At 54.6% G+C, this 20,389-nt stretch carries 21 protein-coding genes and 2 tRNA genes; 10 read left to right on the top strand and 13 right to left on the bottom strand.

The features are described 5' to 3' along the window. Positions 1 to 45: 45 nt before the first annotated feature. Together csgA and csgB are read right to left on the bottom strand one after the other, a co-directional pair. On the bottom strand, positions 46 to 501 hold the full coding sequence (csgA, locus tag LG383_RS10805; protein WP_106992691.1) for a curli major subunit CsgA: 456 nt from the start codon (positions 499 to 501) through the stop codon (positions 46 to 48). Between the two features lie 42 nt (positions 502 to 543). Then, positions 544 to 993: a curli minor subunit CsgB gene (csgB, locus tag LG383_RS10810; RefSeq protein ID WP_106992690.1), complete on the bottom strand. Its 450-nt coding sequence runs from the start codon at positions 991 to 993 to the stop codon at positions 544 to 546. A gap of 747 nt (positions 994 to 1,740) precedes the next feature. On the opposite strand from csgB, the gene csgD reads away from it, so the two are divergent. The 4 genes from csgD to csgG are packed head-to-tail and all read left to right on the top strand — an operon-like array spanning position 1,741 to position 4,075. Then, positions 1,741 to 2,391: a biofilm master transcriptional regulator CsgD gene (gene csgD, locus LG383_RS10815; protein ID WP_106992689.1), complete on the top strand. Its 651-nt coding sequence runs from the start codon at positions 1,741 to 1,743 to the stop codon at positions 2,389 to 2,391. A gap of 4 nt (positions 2,392 to 2,395) precedes the next feature. Beyond that, on the top strand, positions 2,396 to 2,785 hold the full coding sequence (gene csgE, locus LG383_RS10820) for a curli production assembly/transport protein CsgE (RefSeq protein ID WP_106992688.1): 390 nt from the start codon (positions 2,396 to 2,398) through the stop codon (positions 2,783 to 2,785). Between the two features lie 13 nt (positions 2,786 to 2,798). Further along, complete coding sequence (gene csgF / locus LG383_RS10825) at positions 2,799 to 3,215, top strand: curli production assembly/transport protein CsgF (protein ID WP_106992687.1); 417 nt, start codon at positions 2,799 to 2,801, stop codon at positions 3,213 to 3,215. Positions 3,216 to 3,241: 26 nt separating this feature from the next. Further along, positions 3,242 to 4,075 (top strand): curli production assembly/transport protein CsgG, encoded by an 834-nt coding sequence (gene csgG / locus LG383_RS10830; RefSeq protein WP_106992686.1) that lies wholly within the window; start codon positions 3,242 to 3,244, stop codon positions 4,073 to 4,075. A gap of 43 nt (positions 4,076 to 4,118) precedes the next feature. On the opposite strand, the gene LG383_RS10835 is transcribed toward csgG, so the two are convergent. From LG383_RS10835 to ghrA, 4 genes are all read right to left on the bottom strand, one after another. Then, a complete protein-coding gene (locus LG383_RS10835) occupies positions 4,119 to 4,601 on the bottom strand; it encodes a DUF1097 domain-containing protein (RefSeq protein WP_207630103.1) in 483 nt (160 codons plus the stop codon). 96 nt (positions 4,602 to 4,697) lie between these two features. Further along, on the bottom strand, positions 4,698 to 5,252 hold the full coding sequence (locus LG383_RS10840; RefSeq protein WP_225759088.1) for a molecular chaperone: 555 nt from the start codon (positions 5,250 to 5,252) through the stop codon (positions 4,698 to 4,700). A gap of 20 nt (positions 5,253 to 5,272) precedes the next feature. Continuing rightward, positions 5,273 to 6,010 (bottom strand): phosphatase, encoded by a 738-nt coding sequence (locus tag LG383_RS10845; RefSeq protein ID WP_166182103.1) that lies wholly within the window; start codon positions 6,008 to 6,010, stop codon positions 5,273 to 5,275. 83 nt (positions 6,011 to 6,093) lie between these two features. After that, positions 6,094 to 7,032, bottom strand: coding sequence for a glyoxylate/hydroxypyruvate reductase GhrA (gene ghrA / locus LG383_RS10850; protein ID WP_225759089.1), 939 nt, complete (start codon positions 7,030 to 7,032; stop codon positions 6,094 to 6,096). 228 nt (positions 7,033 to 7,260) lie between these two features. Between ghrA and LG383_RS10855 the strand changes: the two genes are divergently transcribed. Both LG383_RS10855 and LG383_RS10860 read left to right on the top strand, forming a co-directional pair. Then, a tRNA-Ser gene (locus tag LG383_RS10855) sits at positions 7,261 to 7,348 on the top strand. Between the two features lie 302 nt (positions 7,349 to 7,650). Further along, a complete protein-coding gene (locus tag LG383_RS10860; RefSeq protein ID WP_225759090.1) occupies positions 7,651 to 8,802 on the top strand; it encodes an integrase core domain-containing protein in 1,152 nt (383 codons plus the stop codon). A gap of 89 nt (positions 8,803 to 8,891) precedes the next feature. On the opposite strand, the gene LG383_RS10865 is transcribed toward LG383_RS10860, so the two are convergent. Then, complete coding sequence (locus LG383_RS10865) at positions 8,892 to 9,797, bottom strand: LysR family transcriptional regulator (RefSeq protein WP_225759091.1); 906 nt, start codon at positions 9,795 to 9,797, stop codon at positions 8,892 to 8,894. A 110-nt stretch (positions 9,798 to 9,907) separates the two neighbouring features. Between LG383_RS10865 and LG383_RS10870 the strand changes: the two genes are divergently transcribed. The 3 genes from LG383_RS10870 (at position 9,908) to LG383_RS10880 (ending at position 11,700) form a co-directional block, all read left to right on the top strand. Next, entirely contained in the window at positions 9,908 to 10,768 is an 861-nt protein-coding gene (locus LG383_RS10870) for a pirin family protein (RefSeq protein ID WP_225759092.1), read from the top strand. 20 nt (positions 10,769 to 10,788) lie between these two features. Next, positions 10,789 to 11,466, top strand: coding sequence for an isochorismatase family protein (locus tag LG383_RS10875; RefSeq protein WP_106992680.1), 678 nt, complete (start codon positions 10,789 to 10,791; stop codon positions 11,464 to 11,466). A 146-nt stretch (positions 11,467 to 11,612) separates the two neighbouring features. After that, positions 11,613 to 11,700: transfer RNA gene (locus tag LG383_RS10880), tRNA-Ser, on the top strand. A gap of 176 nt (positions 11,701 to 11,876) precedes the next feature. On the opposite strand, the gene phoH is transcribed toward LG383_RS10880, so the two are convergent. The 4 genes from phoH to efeU form a co-directional block, all read right to left on the bottom strand. Beyond that, positions 11,877 to 12,665 carry a phosphate starvation-inducible protein PhoH gene (gene phoH / locus LG383_RS10885; protein ID WP_181247219.1) on the bottom strand — a complete coding sequence of 263 codons (789 nt, stop codon included), beginning with the start codon at positions 12,663 to 12,665 and terminating at the stop codon, positions 11,877 to 11,879. Positions 12,666 to 13,164: 499 nt separating this feature from the next. Beyond that, positions 13,165 to 14,448: an iron uptake transporter deferrochelatase/peroxidase subunit gene (efeB, locus tag LG383_RS10890; protein ID WP_225759093.1), complete on the bottom strand. Its 1,284-nt coding sequence runs from the start codon at positions 14,446 to 14,448 to the stop codon at positions 13,165 to 13,167. 4 nt (positions 14,449 to 14,452) lie between these two features. Continuing rightward, positions 14,453 to 15,580 (bottom strand): iron uptake system protein EfeO, encoded by a 1,128-nt coding sequence (efeO, locus tag LG383_RS10895; protein WP_225759094.1) that lies wholly within the window; start codon positions 15,578 to 15,580, stop codon positions 14,453 to 14,455. A gap of 43 nt (positions 15,581 to 15,623) precedes the next feature. After that, entirely contained in the window at positions 15,624 to 16,457 is an 834-nt protein-coding gene (gene efeU / locus LG383_RS10900; protein WP_106992676.1) for an iron uptake transporter permease EfeU, read from the bottom strand. A gap of 251 nt (positions 16,458 to 16,708) precedes the next feature. Here efeU and LG383_RS10905 point away from each other — a divergent pair, with 251 nt between their 5' ends. Then, positions 16,709 to 17,893 carry a NupC/NupG family nucleoside CNT transporter gene (locus LG383_RS10905; RefSeq protein WP_225759095.1) on the top strand — a complete coding sequence of 395 codons (1,185 nt, stop codon included), beginning with the start codon at positions 16,709 to 16,711 and terminating at the stop codon, positions 17,891 to 17,893. Between the two features lie 83 nt (positions 17,894 to 17,976). Here the strand turns inward: LG383_RS10905 and LG383_RS10910 are convergent, their stop codons facing one another. Together LG383_RS10910 and putP are read right to left on the bottom strand one after the other, a co-directional pair. After that, positions 17,977 to 18,396, bottom strand: a complete 420-nt coding sequence (locus tag LG383_RS10910; protein WP_106992674.1) for a DUF3574 domain-containing protein — start codon at positions 18,394 to 18,396, stop codon at positions 17,977 to 17,979. Positions 18,397 to 18,501: 105 nt separating this feature from the next. Beyond that, positions 18,502 to 20,010, bottom strand: a complete 1,509-nt coding sequence (putP, locus tag LG383_RS10915; protein WP_106992673.1) for a sodium/proline symporter PutP — start codon at positions 20,008 to 20,010, stop codon at positions 18,502 to 18,504. Positions 20,011 to 20,389: the final 379 nt, after the last annotated feature.

A 20,389-nucleotide genomic window follows, 5' to 3' on the forward strand; every position in this document is an offset into this window, starting at 1 on the left:
AAAACAGGGCCTCAGCCCTGTTTTTTCATCGTTCGGACGTCAGCGTTAGTACTGACCAGCTGTAACGGTGTTGCCAAAGCCAACCTGAGTGATGTTAGCGGTAGCGCCGTTAGAGGTTTGGTTCAGACTAACTTCGTTACGGCCACCAGACTGACGAACGTTAGCGGTCAGGTCACGACCACTCCACTGGCTGATGGTCGCTTCGTTACCCTGGCCACGCTGGTTCAGATCGATTTCGCTGTTATCAGCGCCCTGTGACAGGTCAGCATCGTTACCGAAACCGTTCTGGGTTACGGTGATTTCAGACCCACGAGCGTCGCTCTGCAAAGCGTCTACGTTGTTACGACCACCGTACTGATAAACAGTCAGCGTTTCTGGGCTAACGTTATTACCACCATTGTTGCCGCCGCCATGATTATTGCCCCATTGTGGAACGGAGCCAGCCATAGCACTGCCAGAAACCACGATTGCTGCAATTACTGCCACTTTTAAAAGTTTCATTGTAAAGCCCCCATCGGATTGATTTAGTTCGTCATTAAATAGCTAGCGTTGGATAACGCGAATGGCCATTTGTGACTGTCTCTGCACTACAACTGCCGTTTTTTGCGTACCGTACTGCGTAATATTCGCTTTATTACCAGAACCTTTCTGAATAATCATGGCGGTATTACCATATGCACCTTGATTAATACTCGCACTGTTCGAGTTCCCTTTTTGATCAATCCAGGCAAGGTTATAACTGCCTGATTGTTCAATGTTCGCCCGATTATTTCCGCCTTCCTGGGAAACTACAGATAACAATTTCGAGCCCTGCTGGAGAACAGTCGCGTTATTATTAACGCCCTGTTGTCCAATAATAGCGGCCTGGTTATAGGATGATTTACTCAATTCATTCACCGCAAAATTGTATTCTGAAGCTGCCAAATCAGGGGTGGCGAAAACAAATCCAGGTGCACCCAGTAATGTAAACATCAATAACAAACTGTTCTTCATGTCATCACCCTGGACCTGGTGGTAAAATAACTTGCGTTAACAAAGCGAAATATTTTGTTAACCCGGCGTTACGATGAAGAGTATGTCTGCCGAAACAATTTTAATATCTCACCCGCCAGTTGTATTTTTATTCTCCCTTTCACCCCAAAGTATTAAAAAAAATTAAACACTGTGGCGATACAGCGATTTAACAGGCCTTTTTAAAAGGGCATATGCCCATTTTGGAAATGGATAGCGACGAAAATGCTGATTTGCCGTTTCGCCTGCCTTGCAGGGGGGCGATCACGATATATCCATGAATGCGTGACAAAGTGCGTGATTTCTTAAGACGTTTACACAGTGTAAAAATAGACTTAGCGTTTTGACCCGGCTCATACCTGACTGACAATAACACCTAAAATAAATTAACCTTAAAAATCAATAATATAATATAATTTGTATGATTTTTAAAATGTGTGCATCAATATCTTTGTGTACAACTTTATGATGAATCCTCATCAATTCATGAACTCAATTTTTACAAGTTAATATTGATTTTTACATCTTGTTACACGTTTAACACTTGCTTTAAAAATCGTAATAGCTAGATTGAAAACAGAAGTTCGCTATTGTTATTTTATTTTCCCTTACTTGAAGGGATATGGTCTTTCTTCTACACACAGCAGTGCAACATCTGTCAGTACTTCTGGAGCCCCCAATAATATTATTGGGGGCAACTGCCAGGTGTTTCAAAAAAGGGGTTTCATCATGTTTAATGAAGTCCAAAGTTTTCATGGTCAGACATTATTGTTAGTGACCAAACCTTCTTTGCAGGCGACAGCCTTACTACAGCATTTAAAGCAAAGTCTGACCTTGAGCGGAAAATTGCATAGCATTCAACGCTCTTTTGATGACATTGCCCCTGGCAGCATTATTCTTTTCGATATGATGGAAGCGGATAAAAAACTTATCCAATACTGGCAAGATATTTTAAGCAGAAAAAACAACAATATCCGTGTGTTGTTGTTGAATACGCCCGAAGAGTATCCATTCAGAGATATTGAAAGCTGGCCGCATATCAATGGTGTCTTTTATGTCAACGAGGACGAGACACGCGTGGTTGAGGGCCTGCAGGGCATTCTGCGTGGGGAATGCTATTTTTCGCAAAAACTTGCCAGCTACCTCATAACGCATTCCGGAAATTATCGCTATAACAGTTCAGAGTCTGCGTTGCTGACCCATCGCGAAAAAGAGATTCTGAATAAATTACGCATCGGAGCTTCAAATATTGAAATCGCCCGTTCGTTATTTATCAGCGAAAATACGGTCAAGACCCATCTTTATAATCTTTTCAAGAAGATAGCTGTTAAAAATCGGACGCAGGCGGTTTCATGGGCAAATGATAACCTCAGGCGTTAACAGTATGAAACGCACAATGAGTTGGATTGCCGCAGCAGGTTTATGGCTTGCTGCCGGGAATCTGCATGCGGTTGAAGTAGAGATCCCAGGATTGTTAACTGACCACACGGTCTCGGCTGTCGGTCATGCTTTTTATCGCGAGTTCAGCGACAAATGGGAAAGTGACTATCCTGGGAACTTAACGATCAATGAACGGCCCAGTGCGCGATGGGGGAGTTGGATCACGATAACGGTCAATCAGGACGTTATTTTCCAGACGTTTTTATTCCCAACGAAAAGAGACCTGGATCAAAACGTGGTCTTCGCTCTGGCTCAAACCGAAGAAGCATTAAATCGTCTGCAGATCGATAAGGCTCTGCTCAGTACCGGCGATTTAGCGCAAGACGAGTTTTAATTCGGAGGCATTCATGCGTGTTGTCTATGCAGTTATCGCTTTACTGCTCATTCCATCGTTGAGCTGGGCCGGAAATATGACTTTTCAGTTCCGTAATCCTAACTTCGGGGGCAACCCCAATAATGGCTCTTTTCTTTTAAACTCAGCCCAGGCGCAAAACTCCTACAGGGATCCGAGCGCCGACGATGACTTCGGTATTGAGACCCCAAGCGCTCTGGATAACTTTACCCAGGCAATCCAGGCCCAGGTTCTGGGCGGATTATTGACCAACATCAACACCGGTAAACCGGGCCGGATGGTGACCAGCGACTTTATTGTCGACATCGCCAATGCGGACGGACAAATGCAGTTAAATGTCACAGACCGGAAAACGGGGAGAACTTCCACCATTCAGGTCGCTGGCTTGCAAAGTAATTCCACCGACTTTTAGACATAGTCGAGATAAGGACAATAATCATGCAGCGCTTTCTCATACTTGTTGCAGTGTGCTTATTGAGCGGTTGTTTAACTGCTCCGCCCAATCAGGCAGCAAAACCGACATTAATGCCTCGCGCCCAAAGCTATCGTGATTTAACCCAATTACCACTGCCAACGGGTAAGATCTACGTGTCGGTTTACAATATTCAGGATGAAACGGGTCAATTTAAACCTTATCCGGCAAGTAACTTCTCTACCGCTGTTCCGCAAAGCGCCACCGCAATGCTGGTCACGGCGTTGAAAGATTCTCGCTGGTTTATTCCTCTGGAACGTCAGGGGCTGCAAAACCTGCTCAACGAACGCAAAATCATTCGTGCGGCGCAGGATAACGGCACCGTGGCGATGAATAACCGTATTCCATTGCACTCTCTCACGGCGGCAAACGTCATGGTTGAAGGCTCGATTATCGGTTACGAAAGTAATGTGAAATCGGGGGGTGTTGGAGCGCGCTACTTCGGTATCGGCGGTAATACGCAGTACCAGCTTGATCAGATTGCAGTGAACCTGCGTGTGGTCAACGTGAGTACCGGGGAGATCTTATCCTCCGTCACCACCAGCAAAACCATTCTCTCGTACGAGGTTCAGGCCGGGGTGTTCCGCTTTATCGACTATCAGCGACTGCTGGAAGGCGAAATCGGTTATACCTCTAACGAACCGGTGATGCTCTGCCTGATGTCCGCTCTTGAAACCGGGGTGATCTTCCTGATTAACGACGGTATCGATCGCGGCCTGTGGGATCTGCAAAACAAGAACGAAGTGAAAAACGATGTTCTGGTGAAATACCGCGAGATGTCAACGCCGCCAGAATCCTGACAGAAAGCGCATTAAAAAGGCGAGACTCTGGTCTCGCCTTTTTTTATTTGCTTAACGCCGTCACGCTTCGCGCCCTGTCTCTGCGCGCCGCCAGCCAGAGTCCGCTGTTTTTCATCGCGTAACCAAACACCAGCCCTAACGCCAGCGAAGGCACCACCAGCCGCCAGTCCCCCTGCCCTGCAAAAGTGGCGCAGGCCCCCATAAAGGTGCCTGGTACAAAAGAGAGCAGCAGATGTTTTGCCTGGATGCACATTAAAAACGCCACTACGCCGGTCATGACGTAGCCGACAATCTCCAGATGAGGCGTCAGCGCGCTGCCGTGGATGATGATCATCGCCCACGCCACGCCGCTCATCAGCGTACAGGCCGAGATAAACAGCCCCTTCACGCCACCCTGCGGGCAGGCGAAATAGGCTGTGCAGCCCAGAAAGCCCGCCCAACTCAGGAGTCCAAGAGAGACAGCAACCCAACCCCATATCCCGGAGAGGATGCCAGTTGTGATTGCAATAGAAAGTAATATGTTCATGGCGCGCATCTTAGCAGATACGCGGCCATGAAATGAGATCAGAAACACATAATATGCAAATTGAGATTTGCTGTTACATTAAGAAAGTGATCCATATCACTCTTCGTTCTCTTCCTGCAGCTCGTCCCACATAGCGGCAACGGCGTCACGGGTCAGCGGGGCCATGGTACGCCAGAATGGCGAGGTGGCATGCGCCTCGACCTTACCGAGAAACGCGCCACACCAGGGTAAAATGTACTCCCCGAAGAGGGTTTCCAGCGCCGCGTTTTCATCTTCTGCCGCGTGATCTTCAATCCACGAGGCCGCCAGCAACAGCGTACCGATATGGTCGGCAGGGGTATCGGTCAGGGGCATACCCCGTGTGGAGAGAAACGCACGCACTTCGGCTTCGGTCGCCCCCTCTTCCCAGGCAGAGCGGTAAGGCGACACGCGACACTCTTCTCCCACAAACAGTGCGTTGTAATCCGCTGAAATCTGCTGCATGTCACAGCTGTTTTGCAGACGTTGCAGCAGCTCATCCTGCTCAAGAGGCCAGCTATTCGCCAGCTTGCCTTCGCGGATCAGGGTAAACAGCGGCACCAGCAGCGGATCCTGCGGCTGGCGATAATAGATAGAACCCAGTACGCGGCAGAGGATGGAAAACTCGTTCATTTATTTAGTCCATTACACAGTTAAAATTCAGCAAATTCGGCAATCGGTGCCATACCGCGTGACGCCAGGAAATCGAGTAACCGGCGTGGCGTCACGTTCAGAATGCGATCTTCAGGGAAGTCCACCGCATCGAGGATCTTGCGGCACTCGCTAAAATCACCCAGCGTAAACGCGGTGTGGGAATCGGAGCCCAGCGCCACATAGCCACCAGCGTCACGCACCGCCGCCGCAACGTCACGGCAGTTCGCCTCGCTGCCTTTACGGGAGTGAATAAAGGAGGAGTTGTTGATCTCCAGCGCCACGTGATGTTCAGCCGCAGCCCGGGCGACAGCCTGAATGTCGATAGGGTATTTCGGGTTACCCGGATGGCTGATGATATGCACGTTGCCGCTGGCAATGGTGGCGATCATCGCCTCGGTGTTGGTGGCTTTGTCCTGCGGGGGAAATACCGGCTCATGAAAACCGGCGAGGATCAGATCCAGAGAGGTCAGCATCGGGCCGGTACAGTCAATCTCACCCTGGGTGTTTTTGATGTTAGCCTCAATGCCGCGCAGGATCCCCACCCCGTCCACCACCCGCGGCCAGATACGCATATTCACAAAGTGCCAGTAGTGCGGGGCATCCGCCATATCCGGACCATGATCGGTGATCGCAAAGAGTTTTATGTTCTTTACCTTCGCCTGGGCGATATAGTCATGAAGATTGCTGTAGGCGTGAGTGCTGGCGACGGTGTGCATATGCAGGTCAACGGGGTACATCGTTTTCTCCTCTCGTGTTTCCCAAAGGATAGCAGTTATCCCAGGCGTTTATTAGCAAAAACCCGGCGATGGCCGGGTTTGACTCAGTATCCGCGCTGCCTGTCGACCTGCCCGGTGACCGGCTCGCCTTTTTCCAGATGGGTGATGGTGCGGGCGATATAGGCCACGGCTTCTGCCGGACGCGTCACCGCCGCCACGTGCGGGGTCATGGCCACGCGCGGGTGGGCCCATAATGGGTTCTCAGCAGGTAATGGCTCTTTACTGTAGACATCCAGCATCGCCCCTTTCAGCTTGCCACGCTCCAGCGCCGCCAGCAGATCGGCCTCAATCACGTGAACGCCGCGCGCCAGGTTCATCAGATAGCTGTTATCCGCCAGCTGATTCAGCAGGTCGCTATTAATGATCCCAACCGTCTCCGCGGTATTCGGAAGGAGATTAATCAGCACCCGGGTGCCCTGTAAAAATTGCGGAAGCTCCTCCATCCCGGCAAAGCTGGTGACGCCAGGATAGTCCTTGCGGGTGCGGCTCCAGCAGCGCAGCGGGAAGCCCCAGGGTGCCAGCGCTTCGGCCACCTTAGCACCCAGCACCCCTGCCCCGAGGATACCGATGGTAAAATCTTCGCGCTGATAATCGGCCAGTGGCTCCCAACGGGCCTGCTGTTTTAAGGCCTGATAGTCATCAAAGCGGCGGAACCAGTGCAGCACCTGGCTTACGGCATACTCCTGCATCTGCTGCCCCATGCCGGTATCTTCAAGACGGAACAGGGGAATACTTTCCGCCAGCATCTCCGGGTGCGCTTTGAGTTTGCTGAGGATCGAGTCCACGCCTGCACCGAGGGCAAACACCGCCTTCAGATTGCGCCCCTGCAGCATCTCTACCGGGGGATGCCACACCAGGGCATAATCCGCCGGTTCATTATCGCCGCGTTTCCACTCGCGAACCCGTGCGCCCGGCAGCGCCGCCGAAAGCGTTTTAATCCAGTAAGCGTTATCAAATGTTGGGTGGTAAAAAATGATGTCCATTGCGATTGCCTTCTGTTGCGCTGTTTTACGTTCATTTTCAACTGCATCGCAGCATAACAAATTTTGCGCCCAGGGTGGTTGTAGATAAAAGAGGCACATTCAGCACAATTCGAAATCATGTTGGTTGAAGTTTGTCTCAACGCGCTAATTTACTGAAAAAGTTGATTGACGTAAGTAAGGCTTTTCCTTACATTAGCGCCCGTCCCGGCAACAACGGGATGACAATATGGTGAGGTGTCCGAGTGGCTGAAGGAGCACGCCTGGAAAGTGTGTATACGGCAACGTATCGAGGGTTCGAATCCCTCCCTCACCGCCATATTTAAAGAAGAGCTCGTACGAAAGTACGGGCTTTTTTCTTTTATATTCTCCCGAGAGGGAGGGATGAGAACCCCCGACTGGGGGTTCGACAACTGGCGACAGCCAGTTGGACAGCCTGAGAGCGCAGCGAACAGGCTGCCCGCAGGGCGAGCGCAGCGAGTCAATCCCTCCCGATGCCAAATATAATACTGTGCAGCCTGTATGTCGGGTGGCGCTTCGGTATGAACCGGAAACATGGGTAACACTTTAGACCGGATACATGGGTAACAGTTATAACTGGCATAGAAGAGGAGACTCGCTATGCCCTGGACTGAGACCCGACCCATGCAACGCCTTGATTTTATCCGTGCCTGCCACGCAGGCACGGACTCCTTTTCCGCCCTCTGTCGGCTCTTCGGCATCAGCCGCAAGACCGGCTATAAATGGCTTCAACGCTTCGACCCGGATGACCTCTCATCCCTCTCTGACCGCTCCCGTGCCCCGCACTCGCACTCCCGGTCCGTGCCGGACGGTATCGCGGCTTACCTGACGGCCCTGCGGCAAAAGCACCCTGACTGGGGGCCCAAAAAACTGCGGATGTGGTGCCTCAATCATCATGTCGGTTTTACCGTGCCTGCCGCCAGTACCATCGGTGATATCCTTAAACGGGAGGGCCTGGTTCCGGATAAAAAGCGGAAACGCCGGACGCCGGGCAACCGCCAGCCCCTGACCGCCATCAGTGAGAACAATCAGGTCTGGAGCGCGGACTTTAAGGGCAGGTTCAGGCTGCTGAGCAGGGAATACTGCCACCCCTTCACCCTGACCGATAACCACAGCCGGTATCTGCTGAGCTGCCGGGGAACGGACCGGGAGAGCGAGCCCTTCGTCAGACAGTGCCTGACTGATGCGTTCCTGGAGTACGGGCTCCCGGAGGTGCTCAGAACCGACAACGGTCAGCCCTTTGCGGGGACAGGTATCGCCGGGTTAAGCCGTCTTGCGGTCTGGCTGATAAAGCTGGGCGTCAGGCCGGTACGTATCCGGCTGGGTCATCCGGAGGAAAACGGGCGGCACGAACGCATGCACCGTTCCCTGAAAAGCGCGCTGAAACATGGCAATACCTTCATGACGATGGAGGAGCAGCAGGTCTGGTTCAGCCATTACCGGAAGGAATTTAATCATGAAAGGCCCCATGAAGCGCTGAACGGGGCAACACCCGGAACCGTCTGGACACCCTCCGGACGGCGCTGGGATGGCAGGGTTCCGGAGTTCACCTATCCGGCAGGAGCCCGGCTGCATAAGGTGATGTCGAAAGGGGCACTTTATATGGGAAAAATGGTGTTCCTGAGTGAAGCGTTGATCGGGGAGTTCGTCATGCTGGAAGAGCAGGATGATGGCCTTGAGGCCATCATCTTCAATGGAATAACGCTTGCGTACTATGACCGGAAAACCCAGAGTGTGATCCGGATAGACTAGAAAAGTGTTACCTGTGTTCCCGGTCTGATGTGTCACCTGTGTATCCGGTCATACACTTCGCTTACCCGACCTACAAAACCCAAACCCACTCACTCCTCCACCATCCTCGCATACTCCCCGGTCAAAAAATCCACCAGCGTTCTGACGGACGGCAGCAGCCCACGCCGCGAAGGATAGACCGCATGGATCACCTCCCGGCGCGGCTCCCATGCCTCAAGCACTTTTACCAGCGCCCCAGAGGCCAGCTGGTCTTTGACCATCAACATCGGCAACTGCACCAGGCCCACCCCTGCCATCGCCGCTTCCCGCAGCGCCAGCATGTCGGTAGTGATCAACCGCGGTTGAAAATGGATCTCCGCCCTCGCCCCTTCCGGCCCGCTCAGCGCCCACTTATGAACCTGTTTCCCCTCCCCCATACTCAGACCGGGCCAGACGCTGAGTTCGGACGGCACCCCCGGCGTTCCCAGCCGGGCGATCAACGCTGGCGCCGCCACCAGGCAGTGGCCCCTGTCGGCCAGCACCCGCAGGACCAGATCGCTGTCATCGAACGGACGCGGACGCACGCGGATCGCCACATCAATACCTTCCGCCACCAGATCCACCCGTCGGTTGGTCGCCTCAAGCTGCAGATTAATGCCCGGGTAGCGCGCCATAAACCTCGCCAGCATCGGCCCGACGTGAACATGCAGCAGCGTAACCGGACAGGTGATCCTCACCATGCCGCGCGGCTCAGCCTGCAACGCGGCGACCGCCTCCTCCGCCGCCTCGGCCTCCACCAGCATCGCCTTACAGTGTTGATAGAAGGTGTGCCCCACCTCCGTCACCGTAAACTGCCGGGTGGTGCGCTGGATCAAGCGTACGCCGAGCCGCGTCTCCAGCTGGGCAATCCGACGACTGAGTTTGGATTTAGGCTGGTCAAGCGCCCGGCCCGCCGCTGCGAAGCCCCCGTGCTCCACCACCTTCACAAACCATACGAAATCATTCAGATCCTGCATATCGCCCTCATCGTTCCATTTAAGGAACAGTGAATGTCATTTTTGCTATCTACCGGGATATTAAACCTGAATATAAGCTAATTACATCAACAGAACATCAGGAGAAGAGGATGAAAAACGTAACAGGCATTTATACCGCACCCCGCCAGCACTGGGTTGGCGACGGTTTCCCGGTGCGTTCGATGTTTTCTTACCAGACTCACGGCGAGCCGCTGAGCCCGTTTTTACTGCTGGATTATGCCGGGCCGCACAGCTTCCCGGCGGATGGCGCAAAACGCGGCGTGGGTGAGCATCCCCACCGGGGCTTTGAGACAGTCACCATCGTCTATTCCGGCGAAGTGGAGCACCGCGACTCAACGGGAAAAGGTGGCGTGATTGGCCCGGGGGACGTGCAGTGGATGACGGCCGGGTCCGGCAACCTGCATGAGGAGTTCCACTCCAGCGCCTTTGCGCAGCAGGGTGGCGAGTTAAAAATGCTGCAACTGTGGGTCAACCTGCCGGCGAAAGACAAGATGGCGACGCCGGGCTACCAGAGCATCACCAGCAGCCAGATCCCGGTGGTGGCGTTGCCCGATAACAGCGGCACGCTGCGGGTGATCGCCGGGCGCTATGAGGATGTATCCGGTCCGGCGCACACCTACTCCCCGCTGAACGTCTGGGATATCGCCCTGCGCCAGGACAGTCATCTGACGCTCGCTCAGCCTGAAGGCTGGAGCACCGCGCTGGTGGTGCTGGAAGGCAGCGTGACGGTGAACGGTTCCGCCGGGGCGGGTGAAGCCCAGCTTGTGGTGCTGAGCCAGCAAGGAGAAAAGCTGCACCTGGAAGCCAGCAGCGACGCCAAAGTGCTGCTGATGGCCGGGGAGCCGCTGAATGAACCGATCGTCGGCTACGGGCCGTTCGTGATGAACACTAAAACCGAAATCGCAGAAGCCATTCGTGATTTCAACTCCGGCCGCTTCGGCCAGATCTGAACCTGATAAAGGAGAGAATGATGTCTACCCCAGCTAACTTTAACGGTGCGCGTCCGGTCATTGATGTGAATGATGCGGTGATGCTGCTGATCGATCACCAGAGCGGCCTGTTCCAGACCGTCGGTGACATGCCGATGCCGGAGCTGCGTGCTCGCGCTGCGGCGCTGGCAAAAATTGCCAGCCTGGCGAATATCCCGGTGATCACCACTGCCTCCGTGCCGCAAGGGCCAAACGGCCCGCTGATCCCGGAGATCCACGCTAACGCGCCGCATGCGCAATACGTGGCGCGCAAAGGCGAGATCAACGCCTGGGATAACCCTGAGTTCGTGGCCGCCGTGAAAGCAACCGGTCGCAAAACGCTGATTATCGCCGGGACCATCACCAGCGTCTGCATGGCCTTCCCGTCGATCAGCGCAGTGGCTGACGGGTACAAAGTGTTTGCGGTGATTGATGCCTCTGGCACCTACAGCAAAATGGCGCAGGAGATCACCCTGGCGCGGGTGGTGCAGGCGGGCGTAGTGCCAATGGATACCGCCGCGGTCGCCTCGGAGATCCAGCGCACCTGGAATCGTGAGGATGCGGCGCAGTGGGCAGAAGTCTACACCCACATTTTCCCGGCCTATCAGCTGCTGATGGAAAGCTACGGCAAGGCGCAAGAGGTGGTGAAGAACAGCGAAGTGCTCGATTCACAGCGTTAATGATTCGCTCCACGGTATAAAAACCGTGGAGCTGATTATTGCTTAACCTAACGCGCGTTAAAGCGGAAAATCTGCTTGACCGATTTAGCCTGACTCCCTATAGTAGCGCCCCGTTGCCCCCGAGAGGATCGGCAGCAAAACAATACGGTGAGGTGTCCGAGTGGCTGAAGGAGCACGCCTGGAAAGTGTGTATACGGCAACGTATCGAGGGTTCGAACCCCTCTCTCACCGCCACATTTGAGAAAGAGCTCGTACGCAAGTACGGGCTTTTTTTTATATTCTCCCGGTGCTTAATGCGACCCTGTGCGGTCTGGGCCCCTCACCCTAACCCTCTCCCCAGGGGAGAGGGAACAAAGCGGCCGCACAAACAACAAAGCCCGGTTTCCCGGGCTCTGCACACAGTAACAGACTCAATAGTAGGCGTTCAGTGTCCGCTGGCACAGGGCCGAGCGCACGCAGTCATCTTTGGTAAACTGCACTATCCCTACCATCTCATCTTCCTCGAAACGTGCCAGCGCATCGCTCAGACCCGATTTGACGCCGGCCGGCAGGTCGCACTGGGTGATATCCCCGTTCACGATTACCGTCACGTTTTCCCCGAGGCGCGTTAAAAACATCTTCATTTGCGCAGCAGTTACGTTCTGAGCCTCGTCGAGAATCACAACTGCATTTTCAAATGTACGTCCGCGCATATAGGCGAACGGCGCAATTTCTACCTTGCCGATTTCCGGGCGCAGGCAGTACTGCATAAAAGATGCGCCCAACCGCTTCACCAGCACGTCATAAACGGGCCGGAAGTACGGCGCAAACTTCTCCGAAATATCACCGGGCAAGAAGCCGAGATCTTCATCGGCCTGCAATACCGGGCGAGTGACAATGATCTTATCGACGTCTTTATGAATCAAAGCCTCTGCCGCTTTGGCTGCACTTATCCAGGTTTTCCCACACCCGGCTTCACCGGTGGCGAAAATCAGCGACTTATTCTCAATAGCATTCAGGTACTGCGCCTGAGCGTCATTGCGTGCCACAACTGGCGTCATATCCCGGCTGTCCCGCGCCATGCCAATTGCTTCTACGCCACTCATCTGCACAAGCGAGGTGACCGACTCTTCTTCACGCTGTTTATGGCTACGTGAATCCCGTCTCAGCACACGTTTTGCTTCACGACGAGCTTTGATCACTGCTTTTTGTCTTCCCATGGATAGCACCTTGAGTTGTTGGTATTCATCACTCGTACCGGCATCGGTACGATTAGGCGAACAAACATCTGAGGGTTGGCTTCCTTCTAAGCCAGAGCTTACTTGGTTAAATGACCCAGCCGGATCGCTATGCTCACCAAACGGCGGGTCGGAAAAATCAGGATTTGCTGTGGAGGGGGAGAATTTTTCGGTGAAGAGATCGCTGCCGGAGTGTGGGCCTCCGCGCCGGGTGCTGCGGTTGTTGCGTTTACCATGTCCACTTGAGGACTCAACCATTCGCGATCTCCAGAGTGATGCATATTCACTGTAAGGTTTACCGCTTTCTTAATGTAAGTACATCAGGATTTAGCATGAATGCAACATTATTTTTACCTGAATGCAACTTTAAGAATCGCCTGACAACGTCACTTAATCTGCCTGGGGAATATTACAGAAGTATAACAACGGGATAGCGGAACATAAAAAAATCGTCCCGCTTAAAGGGTAAGCGGGACGGGATTCAGGCCGTGAGCAGCCCCTGAGCAAGCCAGCCGTTTTTATCACGCACGCCTGGCAGAGCAAAGAAGTAGCCCCCACCTACCGGCTTGATGTACTCCTCCAGCGCTTCGCCGTTCAGACGCTTCTGCACGGTCAAAAAGCCCTGCTCCAGATCGTGCTGGAAGCAGACAAACAGCAGGCCCATATCCAGCTGGCCAGAGTTGGTCACCCCCAGCGAGTAGCTGTAGCCCCGGCGCATCATCAGGTTAGATTCGGTCTCTTTCGTTCGCGGGTTGGCAAGGCGGATGTGGCTGTCGAGCGCAATGATCTCGCCGTCAGGATCGCTGGCGTAATCTGGCACGTCATGCTCTTTTTTCATCCCCAGCGGCGCGCCGCTGTGCTTGTCCCGGCCAAAAATGGTCTGCTGCTCTTTGAGCGGCGTGCGATCCCAGAACTCCACGTGGAACTGGATAATACGCACCGCCTGATAGCTGCCGCCCACCGCCCAGGCCGGTTCACCCTGATCGGCCGTCACCCATACCACGCTCTCCATCAGGGGCACATCCTGGCTGTTGGGGTTGGCGGTGCCATCCTTAAAGCCGAGCAGGTTCACCGGCGTCTCTTTGCCTTTGCTGCGCGCGGCGTGGTTAGAGATAAACCCTTCCCGCTTCCAGCGCACACTCAGCAGATCCGGGGTGTGCTTGATCAGATCCCGCAGGGCATGAATCACCGTGTCCTGGGTGTTGGCGCAAATCTGGATCAGCAGATCCCCGTGGCACAGGGCCGCATCCAGGGAGTCATTCGGGAAGCGCACCATCTTCTGCAACGATTTTGGTTTCTGTGGGGCCAGCCCAAAGCGATCGTCAAACAGCGAGGCCCCCAGCGACACCGTCATGGTCAGGTTATCCGGGGCGATAAAGGCCCCTAAAATCCCCGAATCCATTGGCGGCAGACGCGGATTCGGCGTGTCGGGCGCCGGGCCGCCGGTGGTCAGGAAATCGATACGCTGGGTCAGGAGACGGAACAGACGCTCCAGCTCGCTTTTGTCGCTGGCCAGCACGTCAAAGGCCACCAGCATCATCGACGCCTGCTGCGGGGTTAAAATCCCGGCCTGATGCGGGCCGTAGAACGGCTGGGTCTCCATCCGCGCATCCGGGGAGAGCGTGCCCGGCGCGCTCTGCGGTTTTGCCGCATGCGCCACCGGGCAGCCGCCCGCCAGGGCAAGGGCGCCACCAAGCGCCCCGACCCCTTTTAACAACCGACGCCGTGAAGGTTCCACAACGTCGTACTCATCATGCTTGTTCATCAACTTAGTCCAGACCCAGTACGCCACGCAGCTGCGCCAGATCTTCTGCCAGGGTGGTGATCGGCCCTTTCAGGGCGTTACGGTCGGCATCGGTCAGCTTGTCGTAGGTTTCAAACCCGTCTTTGGTGCGGTATTTCGCCAGAATAGTGGTCACCTTCTTAAAGTTGGCATCCACTTTCGCCAGCAGTTCGCTGTTATCTTTCTGCAGCTGAGGACGCAGCAGGTCAACGATCTTCTGCGCGCCTTCGACGTTAGCCTGGAAGTCCCACAGGTCGGTATGGCTGTAGCGGTCTTCTTCCCCGCTGATTTTGCTGGCCGCCACTTCTTCAATCAGCCCTGCCGCACCGCCCACCACTTTTGACGGCGGGAAGGCCAGCTCACTGATGCGTTTTTGCAGATCCAGCACGTCGCTGTTCAACTGCGTCGCGTACTGCTCCATCCCTTTGGTGGAGTTGTCGCCAAACAGGGCTTTCTCCAGACGGTGGAAGCCGGTGAATTTTGGATCGGCAGCTTTCTGCTCGTAGTCATCTTCACGGGCATCGATGCTGCCATCCAGGTCCGAGAACAGCTCGGCGATAGGCTCGATGCGCTCATAGTGCTGACGGGTTGGCGCGTACAGGGATTTGGCTTTTTCGATATCGCCCGCTTTCACCGCGTCGGTAAATGCTTTGGTGCCGGCCACCAGGTCCGCCGTCTCTTTGGTGACGTAAGCTTTATATGCGGTAATGGCCTCGCCGAGGCTCAGCAGCGCGTCGCCTTTGGCGGCGTCGGCGGTGGCAGCACCTTTGACGATCAGCTTACCTTTCGGGTTGGTCAGCAGGCCGCAGGTCATGTCATATTCACCCGGCTGCAGGTTGGCGGTCATCTTCTGAGTGAAGCCCGGAGCGATGTTCTCGCGCTCTTCCACCACCATCACCCCTTTGAGGATCTCCCACTCCAGCGCTTTCTGGCTGTGGTTCTGGATGATGAACTGGGTTTTACCGCTGTTGACCGTAATGGTCATCGGCTCACACTGTTTATCATTGACGGTGACTTTTACCTGCGGAACATCTGCTGCCTGAACATAAAACGCGGAGGTAAGCAGCGCGGCAATACCCGCCTGCAAAGCGGTGCGACGAAGTTGAATAGTCATAACCTTTCCCTTTTAAAAGTATGTTGTAACTACAGTGAGCACTTCAGGGCGCGGTATGCGACGGCTGCGTGCCCGGCCGCGATGGCATAAAGAACAGCGCCAGCGCCGGAATGAGATAGATAAAGTACACCGCCACTTCACTGACGCTCGGCGCTTCCTGATAGCCGAAGATCCCTTCCAGCAGGGTGCCGGTCAGCGAATGGGTGGACAGGACATTACTGAGATCGAACGCCACATCCTGGAAGTGGTTCCACAGGCCCGCCTCATGGAAGGCGCGGATCGCCCCCGCGGCCAGCCCGGCGGCCACCAGCAGAATAAACAGGCTGGTCCACTTGAAGAAGACGCCGAGGTTGAGGCGGATCCCGCCCCAGTAGAGCAGGAAACCGAGCACCACCGCAGTGGCCAGACCCAGCACCGCACCCAGCGGCGGCCAGATGCCGACATCCTGCTGGAAGGCGGCCAGCAGGAAGAAGACCGACTCCAGCCCTTCACGCGCCACGGCGAAAAAGACCATCATGATCAGCGCCCAGCCGTGGTGATTGCCTTTCGCCAGGGCGCTGTCCACCGCCTGCTCCAGCTGAACCTTGACGTTACGCGACACTTTACGCATCCAGAACACCATCCAGGTGAGGATCACCACCGCAATCAGCGCCACGAGGCCTTCAAACAGCTCCTGCTCTTTTTGCGGGAATTCACCGGTGGTTTCGTTGATCGCAATGCCCAGACCCAGGCAGAGGGCGGCAGCCAGGAAAACGCCGATCCACATCACGCCGATCCAGCGGCCGCGCTGGGTACGTTTCAGATAGCTGGCGATCAGGCTGACAATAAGGGCCGCTTCGAGGCCTTCACGTAACATAATGAGAAATGGAACAAACATGCCGACACCTTAAATGTTATTCACGGTCAACTGATGCAAAGAAAGGTAAATTCTTGTGATAGTGATTATCATTACGGCAATAAGAAATACAAGCGAAATATGCTGCGTTTTGATGACAGGATGTAAAACCATAAGCAGAAAATAATCACTCAGGTGACTAAAGGGTTCATAAGTTATGTCGTAAAAGTTCATTTACGGTTACAGCGGGCTGTGGCTAAATAAGCGCCTCATTAATCTGCTGAAAATCAACTATGTATCAATTCCTGCACTTCCTGCTGGCGCTGGTGGTAATCCTTGCGCTGGCCTGGCTGGTCAGCTTTGACCGCCGCAACATTCGCATTCGCTACATTATCCAACTTATTGTGATTGAGATTGCGCTGGCATTCTTTTTCCTCCACGCCGAAAGTGGCCTGTTTGTTATTCAGTACGTCTCAGGCTTCTTCGAGTCATTACTGAAATATGCCGCCGAAGGGACCAACTTTGTATTTGGCGGAATGGGTGAAAAGGGGCTGGCCTTTATTTTCCTCGGCGTGCTGTGTCCGATTATCTTTATTTCCGCGCTGATCGGGATTCTGCAGCACTGGCGTATTCTGCCGGTGATCATCCGCGTTGTCGGCACCCTGCTGTCGAAGGTTAACGGCATGGGCAAGCTCGAATCCTTTAACGCCATCAGCTCTCTGACGCTTGGCCAGTCGGAAAACTTCATTGCTTACAAAGGGGTGCTGGGGGATCTCTCGTCGCGTCGTCTGTTCACCATGGCGGCTACCGCGATGTCGACGGTTTCACTGTCGATTGTCGGAGCCTATATGACCATGCTGGAGGCAAAATATGTGGTGGCGGCGCTGATCCTGAATATGTTCAGCACCTTTATTATCCTGACGGTGATTAACCCGACTCGCCCGGAAGCGGAGCCGGAAATTAAGCTGGAGAAGATGCATGAGTCCCAGAGCTTCTTCGAGATGCTGGGAGAATATATTCTGGCTGGCTTTAAGGTGGCGATGATTATTCTGGCGATGCTGATTGGCTTTATTGCCCTGATCAGCGCCGTTAACGCCCTCTTCTCCAGCGTCTTTGGCCTGAGCTTCCAGCAGATTCTGGGTTATGTCTTCTATCCCCTGGCGTGGCTGGTGGGCATTCCGCTGAGTGATGCTCTGCATGCGGGCGGGATTATGGCAACCAAGCTGGTGGCAAACGAGTTTGTGGCGATGATCGAGCTGCAAAAAATCGCGGCACAGATGACCCCGCGCGGGCTGGGCATTCTGTCGGTGTTCCTGGTCTCCTTCGCCAACTTTGCCTCAATCGGCATTGTGGCCGGGGCGATTAAGGGGCTGAACGAGCAGCAGGGCAACGTGGTGTCGCGCTTTGGCCTGCGCCTGGTGTACGGCGCAACGCTGGTAAGCCTGTTATCGGCGAGCTTTGCGGGATTAGTGTTGTAATTTATTGCCCGGCGGCGCTGCGCTTGCACGGGCCTACGGGTTTCGTAGGCCGGGTAAGCGCTAGCGCCACCCGGCAGATTTTATCAAAACTGCACGCACACCGGCTGGTCGACGCGCATCACTGACTCCTGGGCGAAGCGCTGCTTATAGATCCCCCGCAGCGTCTCGATATTGCTCTCGCTCTGTGCATCTTTTCCGTGGATCAGCATCAACGCCTTGCTTGATTCGCGCGCCACTTTCCCGTCATTTCCCAGCCACTGCCCACGCGCATCAAACACCGTTAAGCCATCGCGAAAACGCGGGGTCACGTCCTGATCGACAAACTGCTGCCACTCCTGGCCGGTGATCGCCTCCCCTGCCGGACGGTTCAGGCCAAAATAGAGGGTGGTTTGCTGCATCTGATTATCGGCTTTGCAGGTGTTATCCGCGGTGCTGTGGGATGGGGCGTTGCAGCCGGCCAGGAGTAATATTGCGCCAGCCATGAGCCCTGTTTTGAATGTCATTGTTCGCTATCCTCATTATTTTTTTAGCACAGCGATATGACCGTAAGTTGCAGAAATTAGCAATAAAAAAAGCCGGGCATGCCCGGCTTAGAGTGTGTTTTAAATTTACTCAGCCTGTAACTTCGTTGGCGGTGCGGAGTGGTAATGCGCATCTGCGTCAGCAAAGCGTTTCTGCATGGTGGCAGACGGGGCTTTACCCAGCAGACTGAAGACCACAATCCCGATACTGCCGAAGATAAAGCCTGGAATGATTTCGTACAGCCCCAGCCACGCGAACTGCTTCCAGACGATCACGGTGACCGCACCGATAATCATCCCCGCCAGCGCGCCGTTGCGGGTCATGCGGGACCACAGCACCGAGAACAGCACCACCGGACCAAAAGCAGCACCGAAGCCTGCCCAGGCGTAGCTCACCAGACCCAGCACGCGGTTTTCCGGGTTTGCCGCCAGGGCGATGGAGACCAGGGCCACCACCAGCACCATAAAGCGCCCGACCCACACCAGCTCTTTCTGGCTGGCGTTCTTACGCAGGAAAGCTTTGTAGAGATCTTCCGTGATGGCACTGGAGCAGACCAGCAGCTGGCAGCTCAGGGTGGACATTACCGCCGCCAGAATGGCAGAGAGCAGAATACCGGCGATCCACGGGTTGAAGAGGATCTGCGCCAGCTCGATAAACACGCGTTCGGCGTTCTGGTTCACCGCACCCGCCAGGGACGGGTTGTTGTTGAAGTAGGCAATCCCGAAGAAGCCCACCGCACAGGCCCCGCCCAGACAGAGGATCATCCACGCCATGCTGATACGACGGGCATGAACGATGGTGTGGTGCGAGTCCGCCGCCATAAAGCGCGCCAGGATGTGCGGCTGACCGAAGTAACCCAGCCCCCAGCCCATCAGGGAGACAATCGCCACGAAGTTCAGCCCTTTCAGCATGTCGACGTTTTCGATGCTCTTCTGCTGGATCACTGCCAGAGAATCCCCCAGGCCGCCCACGGAGAGGATCACAATCACCGGGGTCAGGATCAGGGCAAAAATCATCAGGCTGGCCTGCACGGTGTCGGTCCAGCTGACGGCGAGGAACCCGCCCACGAAGGTGTAGATGATGGTTGCCGCGGCACCTGCCCACAGCGCCGTTTCATAGCTCATGCCGAAGGTGCTTTCGAACAGACGCGCCCCGGCCACGATGCCGGAGGCACAGTAGATGGTGAAGAACAGCAGAATAACCAGCGCAGAGATAATACGCAGGATGCGGCTCTTATCTTCGAAACGGCCAGTGAAGTAGTCCGGCAGGGTCAGGGCGTTGTTGTTGGCTTCGGTGTGTACGCGCAGACGCCCGGCCACCAGCTTCCAGTTAATCCATGCGCCCAGCGTCAGGCCGATGGCGATCCAGCTTTCGGAGATCCCCGAGAGGAAGATGGCACCCGGCAGGCCCATCAGCAGCCAGCCGCTCATATCCGATGCACCCGCAGAGAGTGCAGTCACGAACGGCCCTAAACTGCGTCCGCCCAGAATGTAGTCATCAAAGTTTTTGGTAGAACGCCATGCAAGGAACCCTATCAGGATCATGCCAAAAATATAGATAAGAAATGTCACCAGCATCGGTGTGCTAATTGCCATTTAAATACTCCGCAAAGATGTTCGACAGCCTTCCCGGCTGTCTTTATTCCACCCCCGGAACGAGGGGGTGATGATGTGTGTTTCTGTTGGCCGCGCGTATCCTGCCGTATGCGTTGCCATGACACAAACGATTTAACACTGCATTTACATCAATTTCATCCCCGGTTTCACACCAGTTTGCTGGAGGTTGCACTCGCTCACGTTTTTCGCGGTTGCACCTTCAAAAAGTGTTAAGCGCCGCATGAAACCAGGGTTGACAGCGAAAATCCATATCTTTTTTATGGTTAACCATGACGTAACAATCTATTCATTTTCCAGCTTGCAAACCGGGTCACATTTAACGAGGTTGCACAAAGTTGCAACATAGTGGATATTTCAC

The sequence above is a fragment of the Leclercia sp. Marseille-Q4284 genome (genome assembly GCF_916618945.1).
Classification (GTDB): domain Bacteria; phylum Pseudomonadota; class Gammaproteobacteria; order Enterobacterales; family Enterobacteriaceae; genus Enterobacter; species Enterobacter tamurae.

Bases quoted from the DNA above. Each gene is read 5' to 3' on its own strand.
- csgB (WP_106992690.1), bottom strand. From the start codon at position 993: ATGAAGAACAGTTTGTTATTGATGTTTACATTACTGGGTGCACCTGGA.
- csgF (WP_106992687.1), top strand. From the start codon at position 2,799: ATGCGTGTTGTCTATGCAGTTATCGCTTTACTGCTCATTCCATCGTTG.
- LG383_RS10865 (WP_225759091.1), bottom strand. From the start codon at position 9,797: ATGCAGGATCTGAATGATTTCGTATGGTTTGTGAAGGTGGTGGAGCAC.
- LG383_RS10835 (WP_207630103.1), bottom strand. From the start codon at position 4,601: ATGAACATATTACTTTCTATTGCAATCACAACTGGCATCCTCTCCGGG.
- LG383_RS10875 (WP_106992680.1), top strand. From the start codon at position 10,789: ATGTCTACCCCAGCTAACTTTAACGGTGCGCGTCCGGTCATTGATGTG.
- csgD (WP_106992689.1), top strand. From the start codon at position 1,741: ATGTTTAATGAAGTCCAAAGTTTTCATGGTCAGACATTATTGTTAGTG.
- ghrA (WP_225759089.1), bottom strand. From the start codon at position 7,032: ATGGACATCATTTTTTACCACCCAACATTTGATAACGCTTACTGGATT.
- LG383_RS10910 (WP_106992674.1), bottom strand. From the start codon at position 18,396: ATGACATTCAAAACAGGGCTCATGGCTGGCGCAATATTACTCCTGGCC.
- LG383_RS10845 (WP_166182103.1), bottom strand. From the start codon at position 6,010: ATGTACCCCGTTGACCTGCATATGCACACCGTCGCCAGCACTCACGCC.
- csgA (WP_106992691.1), bottom strand. From the start codon at position 501: ATGAAACTTTTAAAAGTGGCAGTAATTGCAGCAATCGTGGTTTCTGGC.
- LG383_RS10905 (WP_225759095.1), top strand. From the start codon at position 16,709: ATGTATCAATTCCTGCACTTCCTGCTGGCGCTGGTGGTAATCCTTGCG.
- efeU (WP_106992676.1), bottom strand. From the start codon at position 16,457: ATGTTTGTTCCATTTCTCATTATGTTACGTGAAGGCCTCGAAGCGGCC.
- putP (WP_106992673.1), bottom strand. From the start codon at position 20,010: ATGGCAATTAGCACACCGATGCTGGTGACATTTCTTATCTATATTTTT.
- LG383_RS10870 (WP_225759092.1), top strand. From the start codon at position 9,908: ATGAAAAACGTAACAGGCATTTATACCGCACCCCGCCAGCACTGGGTT.
- csgG (WP_106992686.1), top strand. From the start codon at position 3,242: ATGCAGCGCTTTCTCATACTTGTTGCAGTGTGCTTATTGAGCGGTTGT.
- csgE (WP_106992688.1), top strand. From the start codon at position 2,396: ATGAAACGCACAATGAGTTGGATTGCCGCAGCAGGTTTATGGCTTGCT.
- efeB (WP_225759093.1), bottom strand. From the start codon at position 14,448: ATGAACAAGCATGATGAGTACGACGTTGTGGAACCTTCACGGCGTCGG.
- LG383_RS10860 (WP_225759090.1), top strand. From the start codon at position 7,651: ATGCCCTGGACTGAGACCCGACCCATGCAACGCCTTGATTTTATCCGT.
- efeO (WP_225759094.1), bottom strand. From the start codon at position 15,580: ATGACTATTCAACTTCGTCGCACCGCTTTGCAGGCGGGTATTGCCGCG.
- LG383_RS10840 (WP_225759088.1), bottom strand. From the start codon at position 5,252: ATGAACGAGTTTTCCATCCTCTGCCGCGTACTGGGTTCTATCTATTAT.
- phoH (WP_181247219.1), bottom strand. From the start codon at position 12,665: ATGGGAAGACAAAAAGCAGTGATCAAAGCTCGTCGTGAAGCAAAACGT.